The organism is Candidatus Zixiibacteriota bacterium (genome assembly GCA_021159005.1).
Taxonomy (GTDB): domain Bacteria; phylum Zixibacteria; class MSB-5A5; order UBA10806; family 4484-95; genus JAGGSN01.
On sequence record JAGGSN010000057.1, the window covers coordinates 23,120 to 48,403 of the forward strand.

At 42.9% G+C, this 25,284-nt stretch carries 20 protein-coding genes and 1 tRNA gene; 7 read left to right on the plus strand and 14 right to left on the minus strand.

Annotation, left to right across the window (positions count from 1 at the left end):
• The first annotated feature begins 3 nt into the window (after positions 1-3).
• Genes J7K40_03795 through J7K40_03810 form a run of 4 tightly spaced genes read left to right on the plus strand, consistent with a single transcriptional unit; the run spans position 4 to position 6,033 of the window.
• A complete protein-coding gene (locus J7K40_03795) occupies positions 4-1,248 on the plus strand; it encodes a PD40 domain-containing protein (protein MCD6161522.1) in 1,245 nt (414 codons plus the stop codon).
• Positions 1,249-1,270: 22 nt separating this feature from the next.
• Positions 1,271-4,540 carry a hypothetical protein gene (locus tag J7K40_03800; protein MCD6161523.1) on the plus strand — a complete coding sequence of 1,090 codons (3,270 nt, stop codon included), beginning with the start codon at positions 1,271-1,273 and terminating at the stop codon, positions 4,538-4,540.
• Positions 4,541-4,553: 13 nt separating this feature from the next.
• Positions 4,554-5,519 carry a PorV/PorQ family protein gene (locus J7K40_03805; GenBank protein ID MCD6161524.1) on the plus strand — a complete coding sequence of 322 codons (966 nt, stop codon included), beginning with the start codon at positions 4,554-4,556 and terminating at the stop codon, positions 5,517-5,519.
• Positions 5,520-5,523: 4 nt separating this feature from the next.
• Positions 5,524-6,033, plus strand: a complete 510-nt coding sequence (locus J7K40_03810) for a hypothetical protein (protein ID MCD6161525.1) — start codon at positions 5,524-5,526, stop codon at positions 6,031-6,033.
• A 91-nt stretch (positions 6,034-6,124) separates the two neighbouring features.
• Here the strand turns inward: J7K40_03810 and J7K40_03815 are convergent, their stop codons facing one another.
• The 8 genes from J7K40_03815 to J7K40_03850 form a co-directional block, all read right to left on the minus strand.
• Positions 6,125-6,256, minus strand: a complete 132-nt coding sequence (locus J7K40_03815; GenBank protein MCD6161526.1) for a hmc operon protein 4 — start codon at positions 6,254-6,256, stop codon at positions 6,125-6,127.
• Between the two features lie 17 nt (positions 6,257-6,273).
• Complete coding sequence (gene hybB / locus J7K40_03820) at positions 6,274-7,446, minus strand: Ni/Fe-hydrogenase cytochrome b subunit (protein ID MCD6161527.1); 1,173 nt, start codon at positions 7,444-7,446, stop codon at positions 6,274-6,276.
• Entirely contained in the window at positions 7,446-8,495 is a 1,050-nt protein-coding gene (locus J7K40_03825) for a 4Fe-4S dicluster domain-containing protein (protein MCD6161528.1), read from the minus strand. The genes hybB and J7K40_03825 overlap by 1 nt, the downstream gene beginning before the upstream one ends.
• Before the next feature lie 33 nt (positions 8,496-8,528).
• Positions 8,529-10,091, minus strand: coding sequence for a cytochrome C (locus tag J7K40_03830; GenBank protein MCD6161529.1), 1,563 nt, complete (start codon positions 10,089-10,091; stop codon positions 8,529-8,531).
• 11 nt (positions 10,092-10,102) lie between these two features.
• The gene (locus J7K40_03835; protein ID MCD6161530.1) at positions 10,103-11,431 is read right to left on the minus strand and encodes a (Fe-S)-binding protein; all 1,329 of its coding nucleotides are present in this window, start codon (positions 11,429-11,431) and stop codon (positions 10,103-10,105) included.
• Between the two features lie 34 nt (positions 11,432-11,465).
• Positions 11,466-12,113, minus strand: coding sequence for a nitrate reductase (locus J7K40_03840; GenBank protein MCD6161531.1), 648 nt, complete (start codon positions 12,111-12,113; stop codon positions 11,466-11,468).
• 37 nt (positions 12,114-12,150) lie between these two features.
• Entirely contained in the window at positions 12,151-13,416 is a 1,266-nt protein-coding gene (locus J7K40_03845) for a WD40 repeat domain-containing protein (GenBank protein MCD6161532.1), read from the minus strand.
• 448 nt (positions 13,417-13,864) lie between these two features.
• Positions 13,865-13,936: transfer RNA gene (locus J7K40_03850), tRNA-Gly, on the minus strand.
• Between the two features lie 183 nt (positions 13,937-14,119).
• Here J7K40_03850 and J7K40_03855 point away from each other — a divergent pair.
• The 3 genes from J7K40_03855 (at position 14,120) to J7K40_03865 (ending at position 16,984) form a co-directional block, all read left to right on the plus strand.
• The gene (locus J7K40_03855; protein MCD6161533.1) at positions 14,120-15,385 is read left to right on the plus strand and encodes an efflux RND transporter periplasmic adaptor subunit; all 1,266 of its coding nucleotides are present in this window, start codon (positions 14,120-14,122) and stop codon (positions 15,383-15,385) included.
• Between the two features lie 80 nt (positions 15,386-15,465).
• Positions 15,466-16,686 (plus strand): ABC transporter permease, encoded by a 1,221-nt coding sequence (locus tag J7K40_03860; GenBank protein ID MCD6161534.1) that lies wholly within the window; start codon positions 15,466-15,468, stop codon positions 16,684-16,686.
• Between the two features lie 106 nt (positions 16,687-16,792).
• A complete protein-coding gene (locus J7K40_03865) occupies positions 16,793-16,984 on the plus strand; it encodes a hypothetical protein (GenBank protein MCD6161535.1) in 192 nt (63 codons plus the stop codon).
• Between the two features lie 346 nt (positions 16,985-17,330).
• Here J7K40_03865 and J7K40_03870 read toward each other — a convergent pair whose 3' ends face one another.
• The 6 genes from J7K40_03870 to J7K40_03895 all read right to left on the minus strand — a co-directional run bounded on the left by J7K40_03870 (position 17,331) and on the right by J7K40_03895 (position 25,133).
• Positions 17,331-20,474, minus strand: a complete 3,144-nt coding sequence (locus J7K40_03870) for an efflux RND transporter permease subunit (GenBank protein ID MCD6161536.1) — start codon at positions 20,472-20,474, stop codon at positions 17,331-17,333.
• Positions 20,461-21,495 carry an efflux RND transporter periplasmic adaptor subunit gene (locus J7K40_03875; protein MCD6161537.1) on the minus strand — a complete coding sequence of 345 codons (1,035 nt, stop codon included), beginning with the start codon at positions 21,493-21,495 and terminating at the stop codon, positions 20,461-20,463. The genes J7K40_03870 and J7K40_03875 overlap by 14 nt, the downstream gene beginning before the upstream one ends.
• 13 nt (positions 21,496-21,508) lie before the next feature.
• Entirely contained in the window at positions 21,509-22,843 is a 1,335-nt protein-coding gene (locus J7K40_03880; protein MCD6161538.1) for a TolC family protein, read from the minus strand.
• A 106-nt stretch (positions 22,844-22,949) separates the two neighbouring features.
• The gene (locus J7K40_03885; GenBank protein MCD6161539.1) at positions 22,950-23,417 is read right to left on the minus strand and encodes a hypothetical protein; all 468 of its coding nucleotides are present in this window, start codon (positions 23,415-23,417) and stop codon (positions 22,950-22,952) included.
• Between the two features lie 76 nt (positions 23,418-23,493).
• Complete coding sequence (gene corA / locus J7K40_03890; GenBank protein MCD6161540.1) at positions 23,494-24,459, minus strand: magnesium/cobalt transporter CorA; 966 nt, start codon at positions 24,457-24,459, stop codon at positions 23,494-23,496.
• The gene (locus J7K40_03895; protein ID MCD6161541.1) at positions 24,456-25,133 is read right to left on the minus strand and encodes an endonuclease III; all 678 of its coding nucleotides are present in this window, start codon (positions 25,131-25,133) and stop codon (positions 24,456-24,458) included. The genes corA and J7K40_03895 overlap by 4 nt, the downstream gene beginning before the upstream one ends.
• Positions 25,134-25,284: the final 151 nt, after the last annotated feature.

Sequence of the window (25,284 nt, forward strand, 5' to 3'; positions counted from 1 at the left end):
TATATGAAAATTCGTTTGTTAATAACATGGATGACAGTATTGTTGATTGCCGGTACGGCATTATCAGATGAGCTTATAGATTTTGTAGATAAGCCGCGCTTATTAAACACCGGCGAGGCGGGACAAGGAGAAAATCATTTCCGTCCCCGATGGAGCGGCGACGGCAGCTGGCTGTCTTTTGAGTTAATTGACGACAACTCCTTGCGAGTGTTTACAACGGTACCAGGTTCTGATTTCATATATGAATGCCGCAGCAAGCAGAAAGACAGCTATTCCGGCGCTTTAGATTTATTCGGCGGCGGCAACAGCGGCAAGCTTGCTATTACACGTTTATCGTGGGCTAAACAGCCATTTAATAATACGGCTATGTTTTGTTTTGTCGATAACGGCGTATTATATAAATCATTCGCTTTTATTTCGGGTGATAAACCGTCAGTAGCGCCTATCGGACAATTTATTTCAAGCGCAAAAATGACGGGAGTTGGCAAAAAGAACGGTTTGTTTATCCCCGAACTCGGCTATACTCCACTTAAGGGGCAGCCGCCGGTAGTTTTTACCGACAACGACACAGGCAAGCTTTTTGCAATAACCGAGATGCAGAATTTAGTGCAGATGACTTTTAGTAAACCGGATGAAGCGTTTTCTGATTACTGCGCCAAATTCAAACCGGTTGACAACGCCGCCATTGTTTTTATGCGGGCTTATGAGGGCAACTCGGAGCTTTACTTGATTGAGGATATTACTCATCCCGAAGAAAGTTTAAAATTACTTTTAAGCTGGAAAAAATCGGATGAAGTAGCGCCCAACTGGTCGCCGGATGGTAAAAAGATAGCTTTCTATTCTAATCGCCATAAAAATGGCAGCAGTAAAAAACAGTGGGACCTTTATTATATGGACCTGTCGGCCGGCGGTGAACCAACGCTGTTAGCATCGAATATCCGGCCTGATAATATAGACGAGAAAATTGCGCCCCCCTATATCGGGCCGCAATGGATGGGCGATGATGTGATAATATTTATCAGCGATGACAAACCCAACAAGGACCCTATGATGTATGTTCAATTGTCCACCGGCAGTATTGAGATTTTACCGGTGGGAACGATTCTTAATGATTGTCCTAATGTATATGATGCCGGCGATGGCACCTATCTTCTGGCATATACGACTTTTGGAAAGAAAACTACAGACCTGACGCAGCCGGATATAACAAATAAAATATACTATGCAAAAATGATATTCAGCGAGTGAGCTTGGAGGATATATGGTATTGATGAGAAAAATAATTTTTCTGATAATAATAATCTTTATGCTTGGCGCTTCGAAAGCTAACGCGGTCAATCTCAATATTACTTTTGAACCGGATGACACTCTTGAAATAGCCGAGGGAACTCTGGATTCTGTAACCGTAAGGTTTGTAGAACATACAGGAGGTCCCAGTGATCCGCATCCGCCTGTTTCGATTGTAGATCCGCCAAGTTTCATATCAACCTCTATAACATGGGATTTTGATGCTGGTGATCCGAGAACTAATGTAATCATTAGAGCAAATCCGGGTTATTCAGACGCAGGCAGTTGCAGCATAGACATAACAGCCAGCGACCTTAACGCAGATGATACAACAGTAACTCTTACGGTTATAATTAATAATAGCAACAGGGCGCCCGTTATAGAAAATCTGCCGACTACAATAGATATCAATGAGGGCGACAATACGGTTTTCGCGGTAGCCGCCACTGATCTTGATGGCGATATTGACAATTATTCTATGACTCCGAGCATTGATTGGGTAAGCATAAATACCTCTACCGGCGCTATTACTGTGAGCGCTGTGCCCGATTCTGTTGCCGATTGGAATAATGACACCGTTTTGAGAGTATTCAACGTTACTGTTGAAGACCTCGCTAATGATACGGATACTGAAAATTTCACGGTAAGGGTTCAGAATGTTAACCGGCCGCCGGTATTCCAGAAACCATCACAGGATACTGTAGTTGCAACATATCAGGCTGACACCAGTTCTATTATATTTTACGCGACTGATGAAGACACCCAGTACGAAAGCGATGATGTCAGTTATTCAAATTTGGATGATATAGTAACCGAGTTGGGCAATGCCGGCTGGTATGTTTCGATTGATGACTTAAATGATTCACTAAAATTGACAGTAAGTCCCCCGCACGATTTTGAGGGATTGTATGGCGCATCGTTCAGATTTGCGGCTTATGACTTGGCGTTTGATACTACTCTTGTTAGAATCAGTTTCATAGTAGTTGATAATATCCCGCCGGATACTATCACATCACTAAGCGGAAGCGTTTCGGGTATGGCATTCGGCAAGGTTGAGCTTGAATGGGATGCGCCGCATGAGGATATGAATATAAGCTCAAGCGGGGCAGTTAACGCTTATTATATAAAATATGCGACATCCGCGCCCGCCAATTCGAACGACTGGAATTGGTGGAACAGCACAGCGGAATATATTACCCAGAATCCCCCTTATCCGCCGGCGACACCTGGTAATACTGACAACGTTATAATTGATGGCTTAACAGAATATCAGAATTACTGGTTTGGCATCATGGCAAGGGATGCCGCTAATGAAACATCAATAGTATATATAAATACCGATTCTATCAAGGCCAAATCACAGGCTCCCGAAATAGCTATCGCCGAACTTGATTCGGTTTTGCCCGAAACGGAATTTACTATCAAGTGCGCTGTCTCTGATTCCGGCGGAACAATTGACAGCATATCCTTTTCGTTCGACAGCCTGACCTGGGCGGATATCGCCGCTGTCGATTCGGTATCCGATTCATCAGCCTCATTTATAAGAAAACATTTCCATATTGACACAACTATAAGCTCAAATTCAACTCTCTATGTTAAAGCTTATGATTCTCAAGTTTGGGGGTACGCCAGCAGACTTATATATATAGACAACACACCTCCCGCTGTGCCTATCGTAACTGATAGTACTGATGGTACATTAGTCAATGATCCCCTTTTCTATTTTGCCGGAACGAAAGAAACTGGCGCAACCGTATGGGCATTTGTGAAATTTGGCGGAAATCCCGGCAGCAGTATCCGGCTAACTGAAGAAGGCGACAACAGCACAACTTGGCAGGATACAATATCCGCCTACTATCAGGGACAGATTAGCTTCAGGTTTTATGCAACCGATGAGGCGGGCAATCCCAGCGACAGCACATCGGAGCATATTTATACATTAGATACGGAAGCGCCTTATATAGTCGGGTCGCCTATTGTAACGCAATATACCAACGAACAGCAAACTTCCTCAGCAGTGATGAATATTTTATTCAATGAAGCGTTAGATTCAAATACGGTTGGGCGGGATGATTTCACTATTGTCAATCAAGATACAGTTCTTACAATTGATTCTTTAACCGAGCTTGTCTTTCTGCAGTATTCGGTAAGAATTGATTTTTCGGATTCATTAACAACTGCATTATTAGAACTTATTTCTCAATCAACCGGAAATTATCCGGTATTATCAATAGATTCTGCTTCATTTACAGATATGGCCGGTAATTATAACAATGATATTTCAATAACTTTCCAATCAAATCTGAATGTTATTGACGATACAACGATTGTCTTTACAAATTCGACAAACATAAATCCCGACTCGGCTTCATTTACTATCGAGTTTACAACGAGCCAGATATCATATTTCACATTTTCCATATTAAATGAGCAGGGTAATATCGTTTACAGCATAATTGAAAATCCGCTCAGCGCCGGCGATCATTCATATACATGGGTGGATACAATAGACGGCAGTCCGGCTCCCGATGGCTGGTATAAAGCTCGTTTTTCCGCTCGTCCTTATCCGGTAAGTCCCTACGATTTGCCTATTGAGGTTGTGCTGATTCTGGATTCATATGCGCCCTACGAGGCGAGCTTCTTTCCCAATTCAGGTTCCGACAGCAATTCTGCCAGAGTGATAAACAGTCTGCCGCGATTTGAGCTTGTGGTGGGCGATACGGGAGCGGTAAGCGCCAATGCCCGGGCTGAAATAGTCAATCCATTCTTAGTCTATGGCGACTCTGATGCCGACACTTTATTCTTCTCGGAAAATGATTCAATACCCAACCTGTGGCTTACCGATTCGTTAGCGGCTCCGCTGACAGTGGGATTATATGAGATGACTTTGGTGATTGCCGATTCGGCAGGCAACTTAAGCAGCTATGCTAAATATTACGAGGTAACAGATGACAGCGGAGTTGCCGGTTTTTTGAATTATCCCAATCCATTCGCTCCATCCATAGAGCAAACAGCCATTGTATATAATCTCGGCGGTGATATTACCGAGCTGAAGCTTGAAATATATGATACCAGCGGCGATTTAGTATATCTTACGGATTTAACCGGCGATTACCTGACCGAAGGGTCGCATGAAATTCCCTGGAATGGGAAATCATCATGGGGGAAAACGCTTAATAATGGCGTTTATTTCGCCAGATTAACCGGCAGCATCAATTCGGAATTCTTAAAGATTGCAATCGCTGATAGATAACAAAGGAGATTCGATGATAAAACGGTTTTTAATTATAATATGCCTGGCGGTTCTGTCAATCCAGACAGTGCATGGCGGGGAAAGCGAATTTCCATTGTTCAAAGTTGGAGCCGGCGGCAGAGCGGCGGCAATGGGCGGCGCCTATACCGGTGTTGCCAATGATGCCAGCGCCGTATTCTGGAATCCTGCCGGGTTAGCTCAGATAGATAAAACGATATCGCTAATGTTTACCAACCGCATGCATTTTCAAAGCATGAAGCTATTGGAATTCTTCGGCACATACTCTGATATAAAGTTTGGAACTTTCGGCATCGGGATTTTATCAAACCAGGTTGATGACATTAACGCTTATGATTCCCAGATGAATTTTTTGGGGACTTTTGGTTCATACGAACGGATGTTTATAATTAGTTACGCTTATAATTTGACGCCTGTATATATTGGTTTCAGTTTAGCCAGCGTGCAGGAAGGGATGGATCCCTATCAAGGCGATTTAAGCGGTAATGGTATTTCTATAAATGTCGGCTTGATGACCAGAATTTCTAATAATTTCAAAATTGGTTCAACAATAAGGCCTGGTTTTTCAGTTAAATACGATGACAACAAGGACAACATTCCCGGTCAGACCAGTCTGGGAGCAGAATTCACTATGGGAATGGAGCTTGTTTCTCCTGATGATTCCCTGCGTCTTGTGGTCGATTTAAACCAGTCTAATCGCCTGCCTCTAAAAACCAATTTCGGAATCGAATTGGGTTTCATGAATGCTATTTATATAAGGGGCGGCATAAATTCTTTGATGATTGAAAGCAGAACCGATGACCTCGAACTATCGGATTATATGTCTGCTAATATGAAATACTGTTTTGGCGCCGGTTTGAGATTTTCAGTTTTGGATGGCAGTATTTTTCATCTCGATTTCGGATTGACCTCTGCCAACATGGGGAGTTCAACCGCTATCACGCTTAGCTGGATAAAATAAGATAATGCGATATTCTGTTAGAGTAATAGCATATATTTTAGCGGTAATAGTATTATTCAATACAGCGGCTTATTGCGATAAGATTAATGTAAGCGCCGGTCGCGAGATAAAAATTAAGTACAAATCAAAATTATCGACCGAGCTTGAGCAATCTAAAAAGCTCAGTGATATATTAGAAATTTCTCAAAATGTCGCTATTGGCGGTATCGATGTTTTCAAAGCTGGCGGTACGGTTTACGGCGAGATTATCAAATTTAAAAAACCCGGCCGATTGGGAAAACCTGCCGTTATTAAAGTAAGAATAGATTCGGTTCAGGCTATTGGCGGTAAAAACATTAGAGTAAAACCTGTATCTTTATCCGCTAAAGGAAAAAGCAAGAAATTGAAAGCATGCCTGCTTCTGCCGCTTCTTGGCTATGGCTATTTTTTTGTTAGAGGCGGCCATGCGTTGCTTGGCAGTGATGAGATAGAATTAACGGTAAAGACAGCGCGGTTCGCGGAAATTGCATTCTAATTATACATCAGCGCGCAGGGGCGTATGTAATTTAATATAAGCTGCATTATCTGAGATTATATCTTGATAGTGTTCCCTGAAAATTTAAACCTTAGTCTCGTTCTCTTTTATGCAAAAATTTCCAAAACCAGGCAAAACCTATCAGGTAACCCATCGCCGCAAGGTAAGCAATTCCTTTAGTGTGAGTCATGAACTCCTGCAGGGTTTGAATACTTTCAGTCATTCTATACTTGCTCCTGCTTAATGCGTTTCATTATAATCGGGATGCTCATAAAATATCGGCATCCGGGTAACGATGAACCGGAAAACAACCAACCCGACAGTTACCACAAAAACAGTAATGCCAATCTCCATCCAGTTCGGGAAATATCTCTGGTCGGAGGGCAAATTCCAGTTAAAGGCAATCAATGTTATGTTGAGCCGATTGAGGGCTATTCCTATCACTGTTAATAGCGCTGTGAAGCGTATCAGCTTTACGTTGCGGTCGCGCGAACCGACAGCAAACAAGAAACAGGGCAGAAGAACAAAGCCGAGCAATTCGACTAAGAACCAGAGGCCGTAATTCGTAAACAATAAATTCCAGTGGTTGCCCATAATAATTCCAAAAACTTTGATAGTAAAATAACCGGCTAACACCAATGGCGCCGCCTTGCCGAAACCAAGAGTGATAGTATCCCGCGACGCTTTATGTTCTTTATCCATTATGTCGCTGAAATATTTATGTGAAAGCGAGCCTTCGAAAATAACCATCGATAATCCTGCCGCTATGCTTGAGACGAAGAAAAATACAGGCAGATAGGGCGAATACCACAGCGGATGCAGTTTCGATGGAACGATTAGAAACATAGCTCCCAGCGATGATTGATGAAGAGTCGAAAGCATTACGCCAAGGATAGTCAGCGCTATTGTTATCTTAACGACCATTGCCCGAAGTTTTTTCAAGCCGAGCCATTCGAGCGCCGCCGGGGAGAATTCTAAAAAGAGCACGGTCAAATACAGCATAACGCAGGCGCCTACTTCAAACATAATTGAAGTTACTCCCGGGCTGATAGCAAACGGATATGGTAGACGCCAGGGACGGCCAACATCATATAAAAGAGCAAAAACAACCATCGAATAGCCGAGGAATCCTGTGAGGATAGCCGGCCGCACCGCCGCATGATATTTTTTCATGCCGAAAAGCTCGACAGCCGCGGCTGTTACATAACCGCCAGCAGCTAAGGCGACGCCGGTCAGTAAATCAAAGCCGATCCATATTCCCCAGGGATTGTTATTATCAAGATTGGTGATAGCGCCCAAGCCGCCGGTAAACCGCAGATAAGTTAGAGGAATACCGATCAAGATGATTATTCCGGTGATTATATTAAACGGACACAGCAAAGGTCTTTTAGCAGTGGTGATTTGGTCGGCCATTATGATTTCTCCTTACCGCTCTGTTTGGCGGCCTCGGCAAGCGCTTTTTTCACCGCTTTATCGATAGCCAGTTCTTTCTTCTCTTCAGCTTTTTTAGCGGCCGCTTTAATGTTTTCATTAGCTTCAGCCTGCGTTTTTGCTATCGCATTTTCAACAGCGGATGTTTTTTCCATGCGGGCGATTTTATCTCTGCGCTTGCTCATTATATATATGCCGCCCAGTAAAACCGGCCACATACCTATCACAATCGGCACTAATGCTAAGGCGCCGGAGGTAAGCTCAGGAGCAGGAGTAACGCCTAAGTCTGTGCGGAAGTCGAGTTCCTCGAACGGCGCGCCGGTGATATAGAGCCAGCTTGTTCCGCCTGCTTCGTGTTCGCCGTAAATATGATCGACATAGCGCTCGGGGTGCTTGCGTATCCGTTCACGGGCAATAGCGATTAGATCATCGCGCTTGCCGTAAGTTAGCGCTTCATTGGGGCAGGCCTCGACACAGCCGGGCAATTTCCCCTCGGCGGTTCTTGGCTGACAGAGATTGCATTTCATAACCCGCGGTGTTAATGCTTCATTATATTCATATGCCGGAATGCCAAAAGGACAGGCAATTATACAATACCGGCAGCCAACACAAACCGACTCGTCATATATTACCGCTCCTTCCGGCGATTTTGTGAATGCGCCGACAAAACAGGCAGAGGCGCAGGCCGGTTCAAGGCAATGATTACATTGAATTTTGCGAAATACCGGCGAAGCAGGATAGCCTTGTGGTTCATATTTATTTACAACCGTATACTTTGCTTCATCGGTGCGTCTTTTTTCATCAAGAACACTCATGTCATCAAACGGTTTTTCCGGTGCGGGCAAATCGTTAATTTCATTGCATGCCTTTTCGCATGACCGACATCCGATACAAAGCGTAGTATCATGAAGGACACCGTAGCTGTCGGGATATCCGGTAAAATGTTCATGAGCTTTAGCGCTTTTGGGTAAAGCCGCCGCGCCGGCTCCAGCGGTCATCCATTTAAGAAATTTTCTTCTTGATGTGCTCATTTATCGCTCCTTCGCCTATCCGAGTGGGGACTACTACCTTTGCGCCAATTTCTTGTTGGCGTGACACCCGTTACAACCAGAAGGTTCCTCTATTTTCATAGCTTTATGACAGCCAAGACACTGCTGGTGATATGCTCCCATAAGTCCCGGCTTGAACAAATCAGCCTCGTTAAAGGGCTTGCCGTGACAGCTCTCGCATAGCGGCGGCTTGACGCCAATCGGGCTGTGATGGTGGCACCCTTGGCAGACAACATCCTCATGACCGTGGAAATACTCAGCAATCTTACTGCCGTTTATATCACTCATCAAACGGTTAATAATACGCCGATGCGGGAAAACCGCCGGTTCATATTTTTCAGATAGAATTGCTATCGTTACATCTTCCGGTATATCCTTATCTTTGAATGTAAGCTTAACATCTTTAGCTTTCGGTTTAAATTGCGAAAGGGATGTATATCGATTTTTTACTCTAACTAAATTTTCCGGTTGAGGTCCGGTATGACAAATTTTGCAGGCGTGCTCTGATTGCCGCCCATGTTCCATCAACGAATGACAACCGGCGCATTCGATAGCGGCTTTCTTTGTTTCATGACAGCCGACGCAGCTATGATCGGAGTTTGTATTATGAAACGCCTGCTGAAGGGTTATGCCAGCGCTTTCGGGCGTTCCCTGCAAGGTATGGCAATCGGTACAGCTTTGCATGCTTTCATGATGGCAGACACGGCAAGTGTTGTTAAAGCTTTCATGGCCGACATGCGAAAAAGGAACGGTGTTTAATTTGCTCGATTCAAGTTCATGTTCCGATGCACTAACAAGTATAAAATCCGGTTGATTGCGTTTTAACCGCGCCGGTTTTTTAATTTGTTTAATAGCCAGTTGATTTTGTTTATCATGACAGCCGGCACAAACAACAGGACCTGCATTTTTCGTTTTTATATGGCAATCAAGGCATGATTGATGCGCCGCCATACTTAGCGATGGCACATTATCCGTTGCCTGTGATTTATGACAATAGCGGCATGAGCTTTCCTCGCCTTTAGCATAAAACAGTTCCTGCTTTTGTTCATTATATTGATGATGACACAGCTCGCATTTCTCATCGCTGGCTTTGGTATGCCGGTGATGAAGCGAATTATCGAAACCGATGGGTTCTCTTGTTGAGATAAAATTCGGTTCGCGCTGATGGCATTCGCCGCAGGTATTCGGCCCCGATTTTATGCCGGTTGCGGCTGTTTTATTATGACAGTTTATGCAGTTTTCATGGTAAATTAGCATGATGTCATCTTTACTGTCATCAGTTAATCTTAAAAATCTTTGTGATAATTTGCCATCTTCTCTATTGAGATGGCAGGTATTGCAGTCTTTATTTTGTTTGGCAAGGGCTGTAGTATGCAGGTCATGCGGGAAAGGAACGGGAGTTCGCTCCAGACTGCCAAACGTCGACATTGTTTTAATAAAGACTACATCCGATCGCTCATTTTTTATATTCGCCTGGCTCTTGCTGCAGCCGGATAAAATATACAAACATATCAAAACAAGGCTGGTTATCAACAATGCTGTAGTTTTACGATGATGAGCATAATCCATATTAATCACCCTGCTCCTCCTCAAGCTTTCAGATTATCGGGGATTTCCATAATCTCAACAAGGATTTCGCTTATAAACTTAACATGCATGCCAAGCTTGTAATAACCGATAATATCCTCAATTCCGCTATGGCAGTTGTGGCAAGGCGTACATATAATGCTTGCTCCGGTTGCCTCAAACTGTTCGGCTTTGACCCTATTGCTAACCATTCGTGATGGTTTCCAGGGCGGTCCGCAGTTGATTGTGCCGCCGCCAGCCATACAGCAATAATTATGTTCAAAACGCGGGTCTACATCGCGAAAATCCTCACACATAGCATTCATTAAATAACGCAATTTATTGCCAAGTCCTCTACCGCGCACCGTATTGCAGGGGTCCTGAACAGTGATAGGCTCTTTATATTTCTCTCTGATTTTAATCCTGCCGCTGGAAATCAAATCATAATAAAATTCGATAGCATGAATCATCGGTATCGGCGGATACTGCCAGCCAAGCCACCTGGGACCATCATAAACAGCGCCTCGGAAAGCATGACCGCACTCGCCCATAACAATCTTTTTTACTTTCAATCTGGCGGCGGTTTCCCAGTGAATCTTTTCAACTCGCGCCATTACCTCGAAATCGCCGGAATACATCGCCATGTTGCTGTTGTCCCAACCATCGGTTGCCGGCATGGTCCAATCAATACCAGCCACTGTCATAATCTGAGACATGTTGCCAAGCAGTTGGGCAAGAATTTTTGGTTCGGGAGCTATTACCGAATACATAACATCAGCGCCCTCTTTCTCCAAAGGAATCCGCGCCTTGGGAATCTCAAACTGTGCTTCTTCCTCCTGCCACTGAAGAGTATCTATCCATTCATCCTGATGTACCCACATCTGGTTAAAAGTAGATGCATGACTGTTAGTTGTATCCTGAAGGTATTGCGGCACTACTCCCAAAAGGCTGCAGATTCGCCTTCCTACTAGCAGCAAGTAGGCGATATCAATACCGAATGGGCAATACATGCTGCAGCGCCGGCAAACAGCGCACTCGGTGAATACGATTCGCGCCATATTGCGGATGAATTCGCCATCGACTTTGCCTTTGCGCTTTACAAGTTCCCAGATAGTGTTTTTAACTTTTCCTACCGGCGAAAAATTAGGGTCGCCATCGCGCGAAAGATAGGTATGACAAGCCTCGGCGCATAAACCGCAGTGAACACAGGTATCAATATATGCTTTCAGGCGAGCCGCATTCTCTTTGGTAAAAACATGCTTAACAACTTTTTCAATCTGTTCCGGCGTTAGTTTTTTAGAAGTTTCATCCAGTCCGGGATCGATAACCCTGCTTTCAGGCGTATCTTCCATTCTTAGTTTTCCTCCTGAATTACATTCATACCTGCTACCAGTCTTTAGAGTTTCGGACAAGGCCAAATTCACAACCCATGTATGCCCGAGTGAATGGGAAATATATCATATGAACTATACGAGTAAACGGTATAACCATAAGCCAAATTGCGCCCGACCATATATGAATCGTAATTATGGTTTTATAATCGAATACCTGGTAATAAGCTAATATGCCGGTAGCGAAAGGAGCCGCCACAATAAACAGAAAAAGATAATCACTGTATGAAGTAACAAACCTTACTGTTGGGTCGGCAATTCGTCTAAGGGCAAATATGATAATCGACAGCACAACTATAATGCTCATTAAATTGCTCAATCCCTCCGGAATATTCCACCAGCTTATGCCCCATGATTCATTCCAAAGAACAATATGTCCGAGAACGAATATCGGCGCAGCTAATAGGCAGATATGAAACAGGTAAGAAACTATGGTAAACAACGGCTTCATTCTCATATTACGGCTGCCAAAAGGAATCAACCAGTGGAATAGAGAACGCAAACCGAATTTCCAATTCATATAAGGGTGAACGACTTTATCTTTTTTGGAAGCGAAAATTATCCAGAAAATCCGATATAAACTGCCTAAGAAAAAGGTTAGAAATGCTATCCAGACTAAAGGACCGCGGGCAAATTCATACATTTCTCATTTCCTTCCTCAATATTAAACTAAAATTGCCTTAGCAAATTATCTCATTTACCAGCACTACTTGCCTATAGTACTTGCCGTTTTTGAGATATTTAAGTAAAACGTTTTTCCCATCCGGGCTAAAGACGGGTTCCCACAGACCTTCATAAGCAGGTCCTACAATTTTGTTATTGCAGACAATATAAAACTTGCCATCTCTTTCAGCTTTAGCCGCAATATGTTTGCTGTCGGGACTGAAAACCGGATTCCATATCATCTCAAAATTTTCGCTCCAGACTACCCCGTCAACAGCAATTGTCCAGCGGTTATTTTCCTTAACAATAGCGGCAACACGCTTGCTGTCAGGCGAGAAAATAGGCTCTAAAACCATATTGCTGAAAATTACCGGCCACGGGTCATCATCAACAGCTATTGTCCAACGTCCAAATTTCGGGGAAACTACAGCGGCGATTCTCAAACCATCATGGCTGAATCGAGGACTCCAGAGCATGTTATAGTGTTTGCTCCAAATTAGCTTGCCATCCTCAGCTAATGTCCAGGCACCGTCATCGCGTACCGGAGCGACAACCTTGCGGCTTTGCGGTCTGAATACAGGCGCCCAGACACAACCGAATTTCTCCGGCCAGCCGCCGGCATTAACCGCTACGGAATATTCACAAATATCAGTTCGTATCTCTGCGGCAACCGAATTGCTGTCGGAACTGAAAATAGGGTTCCAAGCATTGATAAATTTCTTGTCCCACTGCTTGCCGTTTACCGCAACCGACCAGACACCCTTGAAAAATCCGAAAACATCAGCCTCTTTGAGCGATTCTACTTGAACAGTAGCCGCAGATTGCTTGCCATCCGGGCTTATACAAAAATCCCGGATGGCGGCGAAACTGTTATCCCAAGGTTTGCCGTCAACTGCAACGCCATACATATTTTCACGCTTATAAAGATAACCAATTGTCTCGCCATTTTCGCTGAATCTGGGATTCCAGGCATATTCATAGCGTTCTTCGCCCGGTACGCCGTCAATAGCCAGTGTCCATTGGTCATCTATCCGAACAAGAGCAATCAGTTTGCCATTAGGTCCAAAACGCAAATACCATAACAGTTCGAATTGTTCAGGCCAAACTTTGCCATTAACACAAGTTGTAAAAGAACCATCATCGGAAACAACCGGTGCAGCGATTTTTTCACCATCAAAACCAACAACAAACTCATCAACTCTTTTAAATTGCGCCCTTATTTTGACTAAATCAGCCAGAGTTTTTACCCCGACTTGCCAGTCCCAGTTCTCAATATCTTTCATCCAGCCTCTCTTGTTCAGTAATTAGCTGCCGTTTGAGCTTGAGAAATTTTTAACAAGCTTAGTTTTTTAATAAAAACTATTTAGATACATTTGTCAAGAAGTATTCAAACCTAAGGTCTTATGATACCGATATCTAATTGTATTTATATCGTATAATTTTCGTAATATAAATATATTAAGTTACTTGCAAAATAATCCAAACTTGTGATTTTCCTTAAAAGCCAATAAGAAGTCATTGCGGTACGCCCCAGTCGGATCCCCGCTCTCTTTTTCTATTATTCCCCTCTTGAGAGGAGCCAAGGGTGTGTTCTTAACGCTAAGTGTTCAACACAATTCCGAATTAAATTTTTGATTTATTTGAAGTTCTACTGTAAAATCAGGGTTGAAAAGCTTTATTTCTGATAATAATTGCGAATAATACAGATTAAATTTTAAGGGAAATAGAAAAAGCGGGAGACGAGGCTTGAACTCGCGACAACTACCTTGGCAAGGTAGAGCTCTACCACTGAGCTACTCCCGCATGGAAACATTAATATAATTATGCGTTTATCCATGTCAAGTTAATTTTCATGCGGATGTCATAATTTGTAATACTGACATCAAATAATATTAAACTATCATTGAAAAAAATTGTCTATTATTTTAATGGCAATTGTGTGTCATATATGTTAATTTTAGGCAGATTATTTAAGGATGGATGAAGATGAAAAAAATCATTATCATAATATTAGCAGTGATAATTGTCATAGTCTTAGCAATAATAAACCCACTAAAAAATGCCAACAGCATTCAAAATAACTCCGTTCATACATCAACAGCAGTCGTAAACCGCGGCAATTTAATCATCGCTATCAACTCAACTGGCATAGTTGAACCAATACTGACGGTTGAATTAAAATCAAAAGCCTCTGGTGAAATCATCGAGCTGGCTATTGAAGAGGGCGATTTAGTCAATAAAGGACAGTTAATCGCTCGTTTGGATGCCGCTGCCGCAGTGAACGATTATAATCAGGCAGAGGCTGACTATGAGGTGGCGAAAGCATCGCTTTCTCAGGCAAAAAAACAGCGGGATCGTCAGGAAAAACTGTATTTGCAGGGACTGATTTCCGAAATCGATTTCGAAAGCGCCGAACTTGCCCAAGAGCAGGCAAACTCAAATTTGGTTAGGGCAAAAACCGCCCTTGAATATGCCCGCGAACGCTTATCCGATACGGTAATCGAATCGCCAATCAATGGCATAATACTGAAAAAATTCGTGGAAAAAGGCCAGATAATAGCCTCGGGCATCTCGACCGTGTCGGGCGGCACCGCTATCGCCACTGTCGCCGATATGTCGAAAGTATATATTAGGACATCGGTGGATGAAATCGATATCGGTCAAATCGCCGCCGGCCAGAAAGCCTCTATTAATGCCGAAAGTTATCCCGACCACGAGTTTTATGGCGAGGTATTGCGCATCCATCCGCAGGCGAAAATCGAACAAAATGTTACAACCTTTGATGTTACCATCGAGGTTGACAACGCCGAGGGATTATTGATGGCCGGGATGAACGCCAGCGTCGAGATTATCGCCAGTTATAAGGAAAATGTGCTGTTGATTCCGCGTGAAGCCTTAACCGATGTTAGAACCATTGCTAAAATGATTGGCGCAATCCCGGATGCCGCCCGCAAACGTCCCAATATGGAAAAAAGAAAAAGCTCATCCGGTCAACAGGGAAAACAGCATGCTAAAGAAGCAAAACAATCCAACCCAATTAGAATGGTGATTGCTGTTGTTGATGGCAAACAAGAGCCGCGGCAGGTTGAAATAGGCATGTCGAATTTTGAACAAGCTGAGGTTATTTCGGGACTGGCGGAAGGTGAAACTGTACTGACCTCAGTAAATTCCAAAGCGCTTAAAGACCGCGAAGCATTTTTGGATAGAATGAAATCATGGAACCAGATTCCGGGTATGGGGAAAAGCAAATAATGAAATGGACTGAATTAAACTTATGCGTCAGGATGGAGTCCGCCTAAGCGGACGACATCCTGACGCCGGAAGAGATTGAAATGAAGTGGAGTGAATTTTTAATCATCAGCCTGGCTTCGCTTCAGGCAAATAAAATCAGAACTTTCCTCACCATGCTGGGAATTATTATCGGAGTCGCCGCGGTAATCACTATGATATCCCTTGGACAGGGCGCCAAAAAAGCGGTTGCCGATAGAATGGAAGCAATGGGCACAAACCTGATTTATATAATATCAGGTCAGCCGCATATGCGGGGGAGAGTCAGGTCAGCTGCCGGTTCCACACAAAAACTCGATGCGAAAGACCTAAAAAGGCTGCAAACAGCTTGCACAACAACCGACCTTATAGCGCCTGAACTTCGCGGTTCAAAACAGATTGTTTATGGCAATCAAAACTGTAACACTACTGTCATAGGCACGAGCCCCGAGTATATCGAGCTTAGGGATTTCCGGATTGATGAGGGCGAGATGTTCAGCCAACGGGATGTCAATTCCATTAAACGAGTAGCGGTAATCGGACCGGTGGTAGCCGAAAACCTATTCGGCAAAAGCTATCCGATTGGAAAAACCATCAGAATAGGACGGCTAAGATTCGAGGTAATCGGCGTAACCAAAACCAAAGGCGTATCGGGCGGCTGGCTCGATTTCGATGATATTATCCTTGTGCCTTATACAACCGCCCAAAAACGGATTTTCGGCATAGATCATTTAAGCCGTCTGATAGCGCATCTCAAGGATGAAAAGATGCTCTCGGCGGCATATCTTGAAATCGAGAAGATACTCAGAAAATCGCACCGTCTGCGCCCCGACTATGACAACGACTTCTTCATCCAGTCGCAATCGGATTTCATCTCCGCTCGCCAGGAAACCACTCAAACGCTCTCCTACCTTCTCGCAGGTGTGGCATTGGTCTCATTGTTAGTCGGCGGCATCGGCATTATGAATATCATGCTGGTATCGGTTACCGAACGAACGCGTGAAATCGGTGTCCGGATGGCTATCGGTGCGCGGCGGTCTGATATACTGATGCAATTCATGATGGAATCGATTAGCCTGTCGTTATTCGGCGGTATTATCGGGATATTAACCGGTATCGGCGGCTCGTATGTTATGTCGGAACTTTTCGGTTGGAATACGCTGATTGCGCCGGAGGCAGTGGTGTTATCGTTTATATTCGCCTCGGCGGTTGGTCTGTTTTTCGGCATCTACCCGGCCCGCAAGGCATCCCGACTTGACCCGATTGAGGCGCTGCGGTATGAGTAGTAGTCAAGATGTAGGGTTTTTCCCTCCGGTCAGAAACTGATCTGCTATTGCTTAGCATAGAAATATTGATTGATTATTAACTGTAAATGAACTATAATTACATATAATGCTTAATAAAGAGAATGTATGTGAAGGGGTTAAAAGCCGCTACCCATCATTAATTCCTTTGATGGAAGAAATAGAAGGAATTCCTGCGCAGATTTATATTTCAGGCGCATCATTGGTTAATCAAGATAATAAATTGTTATTTGAAATTGATCTTGTTCTTTTGGTAGTTTTAAGTCGTACAGCTAAGTAGGGCAGGAGTCCCCGACTCCTGCCTATTTTTAGGTTCCCCTCATGACGTTGCTCGCCGCGGCGTTCACCTCAGATAAACATCCTGAAGATAAAAATATATTGACTCCAAATACATCAATGCCGGTGCCCCATCCCCGCTGCTGCGGGGTGGGTTAAGTGCAATATTTATAAATATCGGGTATAACTTTTACTTTGCTTATGCCAACTTGCTGGTGCACGAATGATAATGAGGTAACCCACTCCCGCTTTGGGAGGGAGTGGGGCACCTTAGGATATCCGCCTTAGGCGGATGTCATAGCGAGCAGTATCCTAAGGGCAATAATTATCTACTCTACTTTTCTAATCGATCAAACCTCAATCGTTTTGCCGCCGCCAGCCCTGTCAATCTGCTTGTCCGATTTAACCGTTTCTTTTCCCATAAAAAAGGCAACTATATCATCAAGGATACTATAAACAACCGGCACAACTACCAGCGTTAATATAGTAGAAGATATCAAGCCGCCAATAACAGCCTGCGCCATCGGCGCTTTAAACTCGGCGCCGCTGCCCAGACTTAAGGCAATCGGCAGCATACCAAATATCATAGCAAAAGTCGTCATCAAAATCGGCCGTAATCTGATAGGCCCGGCTTTTAACAAAGCCTCATCACGCGACAACCCTTTTTGTCTCAGCTGTTTCGTGAAATCAATTAACAGAATGGCGTTTTTCGTTACTAACCCCATAAGCAAAACAATCCCGATAAGCGAGGTGATGCTTAAAGAAGAACGCCAGATAAAAAGACCTAAAATTGCGCCCACGATAGCTAAGGGCAATGACAGCATAATAGCGAAAGGATCGATAAATGATTCAAACTGTGAGGCTAATAGCAGGTAGATAAATATCACCGCCAAGGCTAAGGCCATGAAAATATTGGCAAATGATTCCTCCTGTATATTAGCCGCGCCTGTAGTTTCCACCTTAAAACCTGCGGGTATATTAAATTCGGGTATTTTTTCATACACATGATTGACAACATCGCTCATCACATAGCCTTCATCTAAATTACAGCCCACCTTGATTTCTTTTTGACGGTTATAGCGTCTTATCTCAGTGGGGCTTGAGGCTGATGTCAGAGATGCTACTGTCCCCAGTTCAACCAACATGTCTTTACCGCCTACTTTTTTTCTCGATGGTATTTTCAACCGCGCGATATCATCAAGTCTGTTTCTGAATTCCGGCGCCAATTGAACCCTGATATCATATTCCTCATCCTTGTCCTTAAGCCTTGAGACCACAAAGCCGTCAACTAATTTCCGCACGGTCATAGCCGCGCCGCCGATAGATATTCCCAAATCGCTGGCAAGGTCGCGGTCGATATTAATCTGTATTTCCGGTCGGGCTAATTTTTCGCTGTTTTCGAAATCGACACCGCCCGGCGCTTCACGCATAGCATTTTCAACTTTTTCAGCGAGTTCCTTGACAATTTCAAAGTCGGGACCTCTTACAGAAAATTCCACCTGCTGATTACCACCGCCGCCCTCTCCTTTTTCTGGCAATACTTGTATCGTAAGACCGGCGATATTAGCCAAATCATGTCTTGCCTGAGCGGTTAATTCGCCGGCGCTTTTATCGCGCTCTTCTATAGGCACAAGTTTTACAAATACATTGCCCTCATTAGCTGGTGTCTGCTCGCCGCCGATTTTAGTCAGTAAAAATTCAATTTCGGAATAGGTCTTTAATCGTTTTTCAATTTTTTTAGCGAGTTCGCCCGTTCTTTCCAAAGAGGCGTCAGGACCGGCTTTAAAACTTACGAAAAACTGGCTCCGGTCTGATTGGGGGAAAAACTCGCTGCCAAGAAAACTGCCCAATATTAAAGATATTATAAATATAACAGCTGCTGCGGCAAGGGTTAAAAAGCGATGATGCAAGACCCAGCGAAGAACGTTTTTATAACGGTCATTAAGTCTGTTGAAAAAGCCGTTCCACTTACCGGTAACCCATTTAACAGGATTGAACGACTTGCTGCCTTCCGATGGTTCTTTTTTCTTAAGCCAGCGGGATGATAACATCGGCGTTAGCGTAAATGCTACAAACAGCGAGATGATGACCGCACCCGCAACGGTAATCCCGAATTGATAGAAGAATTTGCCAATAATGCCCGACATAAACGCCACCGGCAAAAACACGACTACAATAGAAAAAGTTGTTGCCATAACTGCCAAACCAATTTCAGCAGTAGCGTTGCGCGCCGCCTGAAATGGTGATTCGCCCTCATCTAAATGCCGGTAAATATTCTCGATGACTACAATGGCGTCATCGATTAACAGACCAACCGCCAGAGAAAGCCCTAAAAGGGTCATCATGTTTACTGTAAATCCAAACAGCTTCATCATGAAAAACGAGGCGATAATAGAGGTTGGAATTGCCAGCGCTGAGATAAAAGTCGAACGCCAATTAGCCAGAAATAAAAATATCACGAGCACCGCTAAGATGCCGCCGTATATCATATCGAAAACAACATGATGAATCGAATCTCTGATGAATACAGAATTGTCCTCAGCGACAACAATATTGATATCCGAAGGAATTTCACTTTTTAATTCGTCTAACCGCTTCAGGATACCATCTGCAGTTTCGACAATATTGGCGCCCGATTGCTTGATAATCTCTAATGAAACGGTTTCCTGGCCATCCAATCGCGAAAGGCTTTCTTTTTCTTTGATGCCGTCTATGACCTGCGCAATATCATCAAGACGGATAACTTTGCCTTCCGAATTCTTGACTATTATCCGGGCAAGGTCGTCAACTGAGACGGCTCTGCCCATAACCCTAATCATCAAATCGTTGTTGCCTTGACTTAGTTTCCCGCCGGGGATTTCCATATTTGAGGAAGCTATTGCTCCGGCGATTTGATCAGGGACAATATTTAAAGCGTTTATTTTATCTAAATCCAAGAGAACCTGAATTTCCCGTTCTGCGCCGCCGATAATTTGAGCCGAACCAACACCGGCTACTGTTTCCAGCCGGCGTTTCAGGAAATTCTTTACAAAACCGGTAATTTCCTTTAATGACCGCTCGCTTGAAACTGCCAAAGTTATTACCGGCAAGGCGGCAAAATCAAACTTCTGAATAACCGGCGCTTCAATATCAGTAGGCAATTCGGCAATAATACCGGCAATCTTATCTCGAACATCCTGAGCCGCTATATTGACATCGGTTTCGAGCGTAAATTCAATAAAAACCAAACCATAAGATTCTCGCGAGAATGATTGTATCCGCTTGATGCCGGAAATAGTATTTACGGCATCCTCGATATTTTTAGTAACATCACTTTCAACGGCATCCGGGTTGGCTCCGGGATATACAGTTGAAATGATTACAAAAGGCAATTCCACATCGGGAAATAATTCCGTGCTCATCTGAAGGTATGACGATACTCCCATAACAACCAAAGCGGCTATTATCATTACTGTGAATACCGGTCTTTTTATTGCAGTATTAGCCAGATACATTTTCGGTATCCTTGTTAGAAATTATAACCGGTGCGGCATCACGCAAAGAGCTTTTTCCAACAACAACCACTTGTTGACCTTTCGATAGACCAGAAATGACCTGCGTCTTTTTGCCATCGGAAGCGCCAATAACAATCGTTTTAACATAAGCAGTATCGTTCTTGATTAAGTAAACTTTGCTGATACCCTCCTCGGAAAATATTGCCCGGTTGCTTATTGTGAGCGCGTCTTTGATATTATCTACAATCACTAAAGCTTTGGCATACATGCCGGGCTTAAGAACATTAGCAGGATTATCCATCTGTAGTTCAACTCTGAATAATCTGGTTTGAGGGTCAGCCGATTGAGAAATCTCAGCAACAACGGCGGAAATAGAGTCGCTCGAATCAAATAATATCTTGGCTGACTGACCGACCTTTAGCTTTTCTACCTCACGAAGACCTGTAAATATTGTCAACCTCATTTTGTTCGTTCTGGCGATAGTGGCAATCGGGATGCCCATCGGCGCTTGCTGGCCAAGATTAACCGCTATTTCCGTAACGATACCATTGATTGGAGATGATAGCTCAACAGTAGCTTTAGCGGCAATGAAATTTGCCTTAGCAACCTCATAAGCTGTTTTTACACCTTTAAAATTTACCTCAGAAATTGCCTTTTGCTCATACAGATTCTGCATCTTCTCATAGTTATCTTTCGCATTCTGATAAACAGCATAAGCTTGATTGTATTGAGAAGTTGCACCATTCTTATCTAAGATAATTACAGGACTGCCTTTTTTAATACAACTCCCCTCTGATACCGGAATATCAACGACAGTTTCAGGAATAAGGGCATATATTTTTGATTGCTCGGCTCCTTCAAGCGTGCCCGAATATGTTTTTATTACAGTTATATCGCCTGTTTCAACAACATCAACCTCGACAGCGACCTTTTGCACAGAATCAACTTTTTGTTCATTAGAACCGCATCCGGCAATAATTAGCAGCAATATTAAGCCGGTCATTACATATCGATTAATCATTATAATTTCTCCATCATTTAAGTAGATTATCTTCACCAAGAGCTTTTTGTAAAGCCGCATAACCGGTTGCCAAATTATAAAATGCTTTTATGCGATTAATTTCGGCTATCGACAGAGCAACTTCAGACTCAAAATATTCCAATTGAGTGCCAACACCGTTTTCATACCGTACCCGCGCAATCTCCAATCCCCGCTTAGACATTTCTACAGCTTGTCCCCCAGCGGCTAAACTTTCACGCGCTTTCTGGTAGTTCCACCAGCTTTGCTCTATTTCAAGTTTAATATTTTCCTCGTATTCTTTTTCAGTTAGTTTCGATTGAGCCAGTTCTAATTTAGCCTGCTTAACTTTGGATGGCGTTCGCCATGAATCGAATAGCGGAACTGAAATCATCAGCCCCGAAAATGAGCTCCTCCTCCAATCATCGCTGCCGGGCCATCTGTTGTTATCATATTGCGCCTGGTATTGAAGCGTCGTTAAAAAGTTTATCGATGGTCTATAGCCTGCTTTAGCGACTGATACCGCTTTTTTCAACATTTTGGTTTGAAGTCTCATCATATCAATTTCCGGTCTTTTTTCTATGCAGGCAGTTTTCGCCGAATCAATATCAATATCAGGCATCAAATAAAGAACGCTGTCCATGCTGAATATTAGCTTGTTGTTTTCATTTTCCGGCAAACCAATAAGATTATTTAAGGCTTTATGGGAAATTTTCGAGTTAGCTTCTGCTTCAATAAACCCGGGCTTGATATTAGCTGCTCTGACTTTAGCCATTAAAACATCATAGTCGGATACAATCCCCTGGGCGGCCATTTTTTCCACAACATCCAGTCCATCCTCGGCAAGCTCTACGGATTGTCTGGTTACCCTTAAAAGCTCATCCGCCATAACTGCTAACCAGAAGGATCTAATGACATTAAGTTTTAACGACCTTTTTTTCATTTCCAGCTGCCGGGATGAGAATTTTTTATACATCTTGGCGATGCCCCAGGCTGTGAATACCCGCCCGCCGTTGTAAATCGGCTGGGTAACAGTCAAATCAGCTCTAAAGCTATTGACCGTACCCATTGGAAATTCCTGCTGCTGGCCATTAAAATCAATGATGAAAGAAGGTAGCTCCCAATTATGTATAACATTCAGACCGGCATTTAATTGAGGGAAAGCTGAGGCTTTTACCTCCGTAACCCTATTCTTAGCTTTTTCAAGGTCTTTTTCAGCCTTAAGGTAGGATTCATTGTTTTGCAAAGCTAATTCTATCGCCTCATTTATAGTAAGCTCTGATTGGGCAAACAATGATGAAGATGCAAAAAGTATAATTAATATCAGTAAGCCAAGTGTTTTAAGATTCACTCAATATCCTTTCACAAAAAATTATTTTATTCAACATTGTAATCAACGTTATGTTCCAAAAAAAGTTTCACGCTTATTCTTCTGAGGATAATCAGTTTGATATATATCAAATTAATTCACTAACAGCCGAGCGAAACTGTTCCATATCGAACCCCGATGGTTCAAAGGCTTGTTTATAACGAACAGAGCCGTCATTGCCAATAACAAATACAAATGGATGGTATGATGGTTGAGCTTGGGATGAATCTATTATGCTAAACTGTTTGCCAACCCTCAGATCTCTGTCGCAGTATAAATTGTCGCCGAGACCTTCATCATCTTTAAACCTCTTTGCTAATTTTAGCTTAATAGGCACAATAGCGGAAAGCCCGATTTTGAATCCGCTGGCTGTATCCGGCAGATTATTTTCCAGCTTATTGATTAATTCGGCTCCGTTTTTATCAGGGTTGACAAAAACAAGACAGGTAAACTTATCGCCCGACCTGTCAATAGGATCATGCATCCCGCCATTGATATCCGAAATCTTAAACTCCGAAATGTTAAAACCGTCTCTAATTACATTTATATTATCCATAATTCCTCCGTTATTTCAATCTATTCCACTGATGTTATATCTCAGATAAAATAACGCCTTTTCTTTGGTTTTCTAATTATAGCCAATCTTTTATTTTAAAAATAAAAAAGGTTATACCTATCACTATAAGCATCAAAAGCAGAGTGAAATAATAGCCAAGCTCCCATTCTAACTCCGGCATGTTTTTAAAATTCATTCCGTAAATTCCCGTAATAACCGAAAGCGGAAGCAATATGGCGGTAAACAGAGTTAGAGTTTTCATAATGCGGTTGGTTTTGTCCGATGAGACTGAAAAATAAGCTTCCATAACAGAGGTTAAAAGGTCGCGAAAATGGTCAGCCATATCATTCACATGTGAAAGATGGTCGTAAATGTCCCTGAAATAAATCAGTAAATCAGAGCTTGTTAGCTTGTATTCACCGCGCGAGAAACGCCACATAATATCGCGCTGAGCTAAGGCATTGCGTTTCAAGGTGGCTATATCTTCTTTAAGTTCGAATATCTTTTTCAATAGTTCCCTATCGGGATTGCCGCTAAACACCTCAGCCTCGTAAACATCTATTGTCTTAGCAATCAATTTCAATGTATTAACATAATTATCTACCAGATTATCAACCAGAGAATGAAATATATAATCCGCTCCCCGCGATAATATCCTGTCATCATGCAGGCACTTTTTCGCTAAAATATCTAAAGATGGAAATTTTTCTTTATGATAGCTGACGATATAATTTTTTCCTAAAAAGAAATCAATCTCCCTCGAACCGAGTTCGTCCTCGGTTATGTAATCCGTTGTCCTGAAAACCATAAACAAATAGTCTTTAAATACTTCTAGCTTGGGATAAGAAACATCAATGGCGTCTTCAATAATTAACGGGTGAAATTTGAAATCCGAGTACAATATATATGATTCATCCTCATCGGGAGCATCGAAATCTATCCAGAATGTACTATCCTTAGCGCTGATTAAATCATTGAAAGGCAAAATGCCCTCATGAACATGACAGCCTGTTTCGGTGTTGAATTGAAGCGTCCGAATCAAACCGCAGCCCTCCTTTTCCGCCTTAGGCTAATATTATAGCCGCATGATTGCGCTAAGAAACAAGCCTCACATAAAGGCTTTCTAGCTCGGCAGATTTGCCTTCCATGCTGAATAAGATTCAGATGAAATTGATATAATTTAACCGTTCCTCGATAATTAAGAAAGTAGCTGTGAGCCTCACAGGCAGATAAATCCGGCGGCAAAATGCCAAGCCTTTCGGAAACACGGCGAACATGCGTATCCACCGGCATAACATCCCGGCCAAGAGAAAATGCCAAGACGCAGGCGACGGTTTTTGGACCTACCCCATCAATGTTTTGCAGGTAATCATTTACCTGTTCATCAGTCTGATTATATAAAAAATCGAGATTCAATCTTCCTTGTGATTTTTTAATATCATTAAGCATCTTTAATATCCATGTCGCCTTGGTTTTGGCTAACCCGCCTGTTTTTATAGCCGACATCAGTTCTGCATGTGAAGCATTGGCTGTATCATCCCATGTTGGGAATTCCCTTTTTAGCGATTTATAAGCCCTATCTCTGTTTGTATCGTTTGTATTCTGTGATAGTATAGTAAAAACTAATTCAGTCAACGGGTCCTTGCTGTTTTTAAATACTTTTTCCCCATATTTTAAAGCCAGATTTTTATCGATTCTGACAACTCTTTCTTTCATTAGCGCACTCATAATAAACTTGCTATTTTAATTCCTTATCATCAAAAAGTCAATACTTTTGACGAAGGAGTTTCCCCGTTTTTTTCTTATTCAATTGTAGTAACTATGTTACAAAAAACAGTTGAGCCTCACATCCGTGAATGGTATTTTG

Coding starts and splice junctions, on each gene's coding strand:
- J7K40_03795 (MCD6161522.1), top strand. CDS start 4: ATGAAAATTCGTTTGTTAATAACATGGATGACAGTATTGTTGATTGCC.
- J7K40_03800 (MCD6161523.1), top strand. CDS start 1,271: ATGAGAAAAATAATTTTTCTGATAATAATAATCTTTATGCTTGGCGCT.
- J7K40_03805 (MCD6161524.1), top strand. CDS start 4,554: ATGATAAAACGGTTTTTAATTATAATATGCCTGGCGGTTCTGTCAATC.
- J7K40_03810 (MCD6161525.1), top strand. CDS start 5,524: ATGCGATATTCTGTTAGAGTAATAGCATATATTTTAGCGGTAATAGTA.
- J7K40_03815 (MCD6161526.1), bottom strand. CDS start 6,256: ATGACTGAAAGTATTCAAACCCTGCAGGAGTTCATGACTCACACTAAA.
- hybB (MCD6161527.1), bottom strand. CDS start 7,446: ATGGCCGACCAAATCACCACTGCTAAAAGACCTTTGCTGTGTCCGTTT.
- J7K40_03825 (MCD6161528.1), bottom strand. CDS start 8,495: ATGAGCACATCAAGAAGAAAATTTCTTAAATGGATGACCGCTGGAGCC.
- J7K40_03835 (MCD6161530.1), bottom strand. CDS start 11,431: ATGGAAGATACGCCTGAAAGCAGGGTTATCGATCCCGGACTGGATGAA.
- J7K40_03840 (MCD6161531.1), bottom strand. CDS start 12,113: ATGTATGAATTTGCCCGCGGTCCTTTAGTCTGGATAGCATTTCTAACC.
- J7K40_03845 (MCD6161532.1), bottom strand. CDS start 13,416: ATGAAAGATATTGAGAACTGGGACTGGCAAGTCGGGGTAAAAACTCTG.
- J7K40_03855 (MCD6161533.1), top strand. CDS start 14,120: ATGAAAAAAATCATTATCATAATATTAGCAGTGATAATTGTCATAGTC.
- J7K40_03860 (MCD6161534.1), top strand. CDS start 15,466: ATGAAGTGGAGTGAATTTTTAATCATCAGCCTGGCTTCGCTTCAGGCA.
- J7K40_03865 (MCD6161535.1), top strand. CDS start 16,793: ATGCTTAATAAAGAGAATGTATGTGAAGGGGTTAAAAGCCGCTACCCA.
- J7K40_03870 (MCD6161536.1), bottom strand. CDS start 20,474: ATGTATCTGGCTAATACTGCAATAAAAAGACCGGTATTCACAGTAATG.
- J7K40_03875 (MCD6161537.1), bottom strand. CDS start 21,495: ATGATTAATCGATATGTAATGACCGGCTTAATATTGCTGCTAATTATT.
- J7K40_03885 (MCD6161539.1), bottom strand. CDS start 23,417: ATGGATAATATAAATGTAATTAGAGACGGTTTTAACATTTCGGAGTTT.
- J7K40_03895 (MCD6161541.1), bottom strand. CDS start 25,133: ATGAAAGAAAGAGTTGTCAGAATCGATAAAAATCTGGCTTTAAAATAT.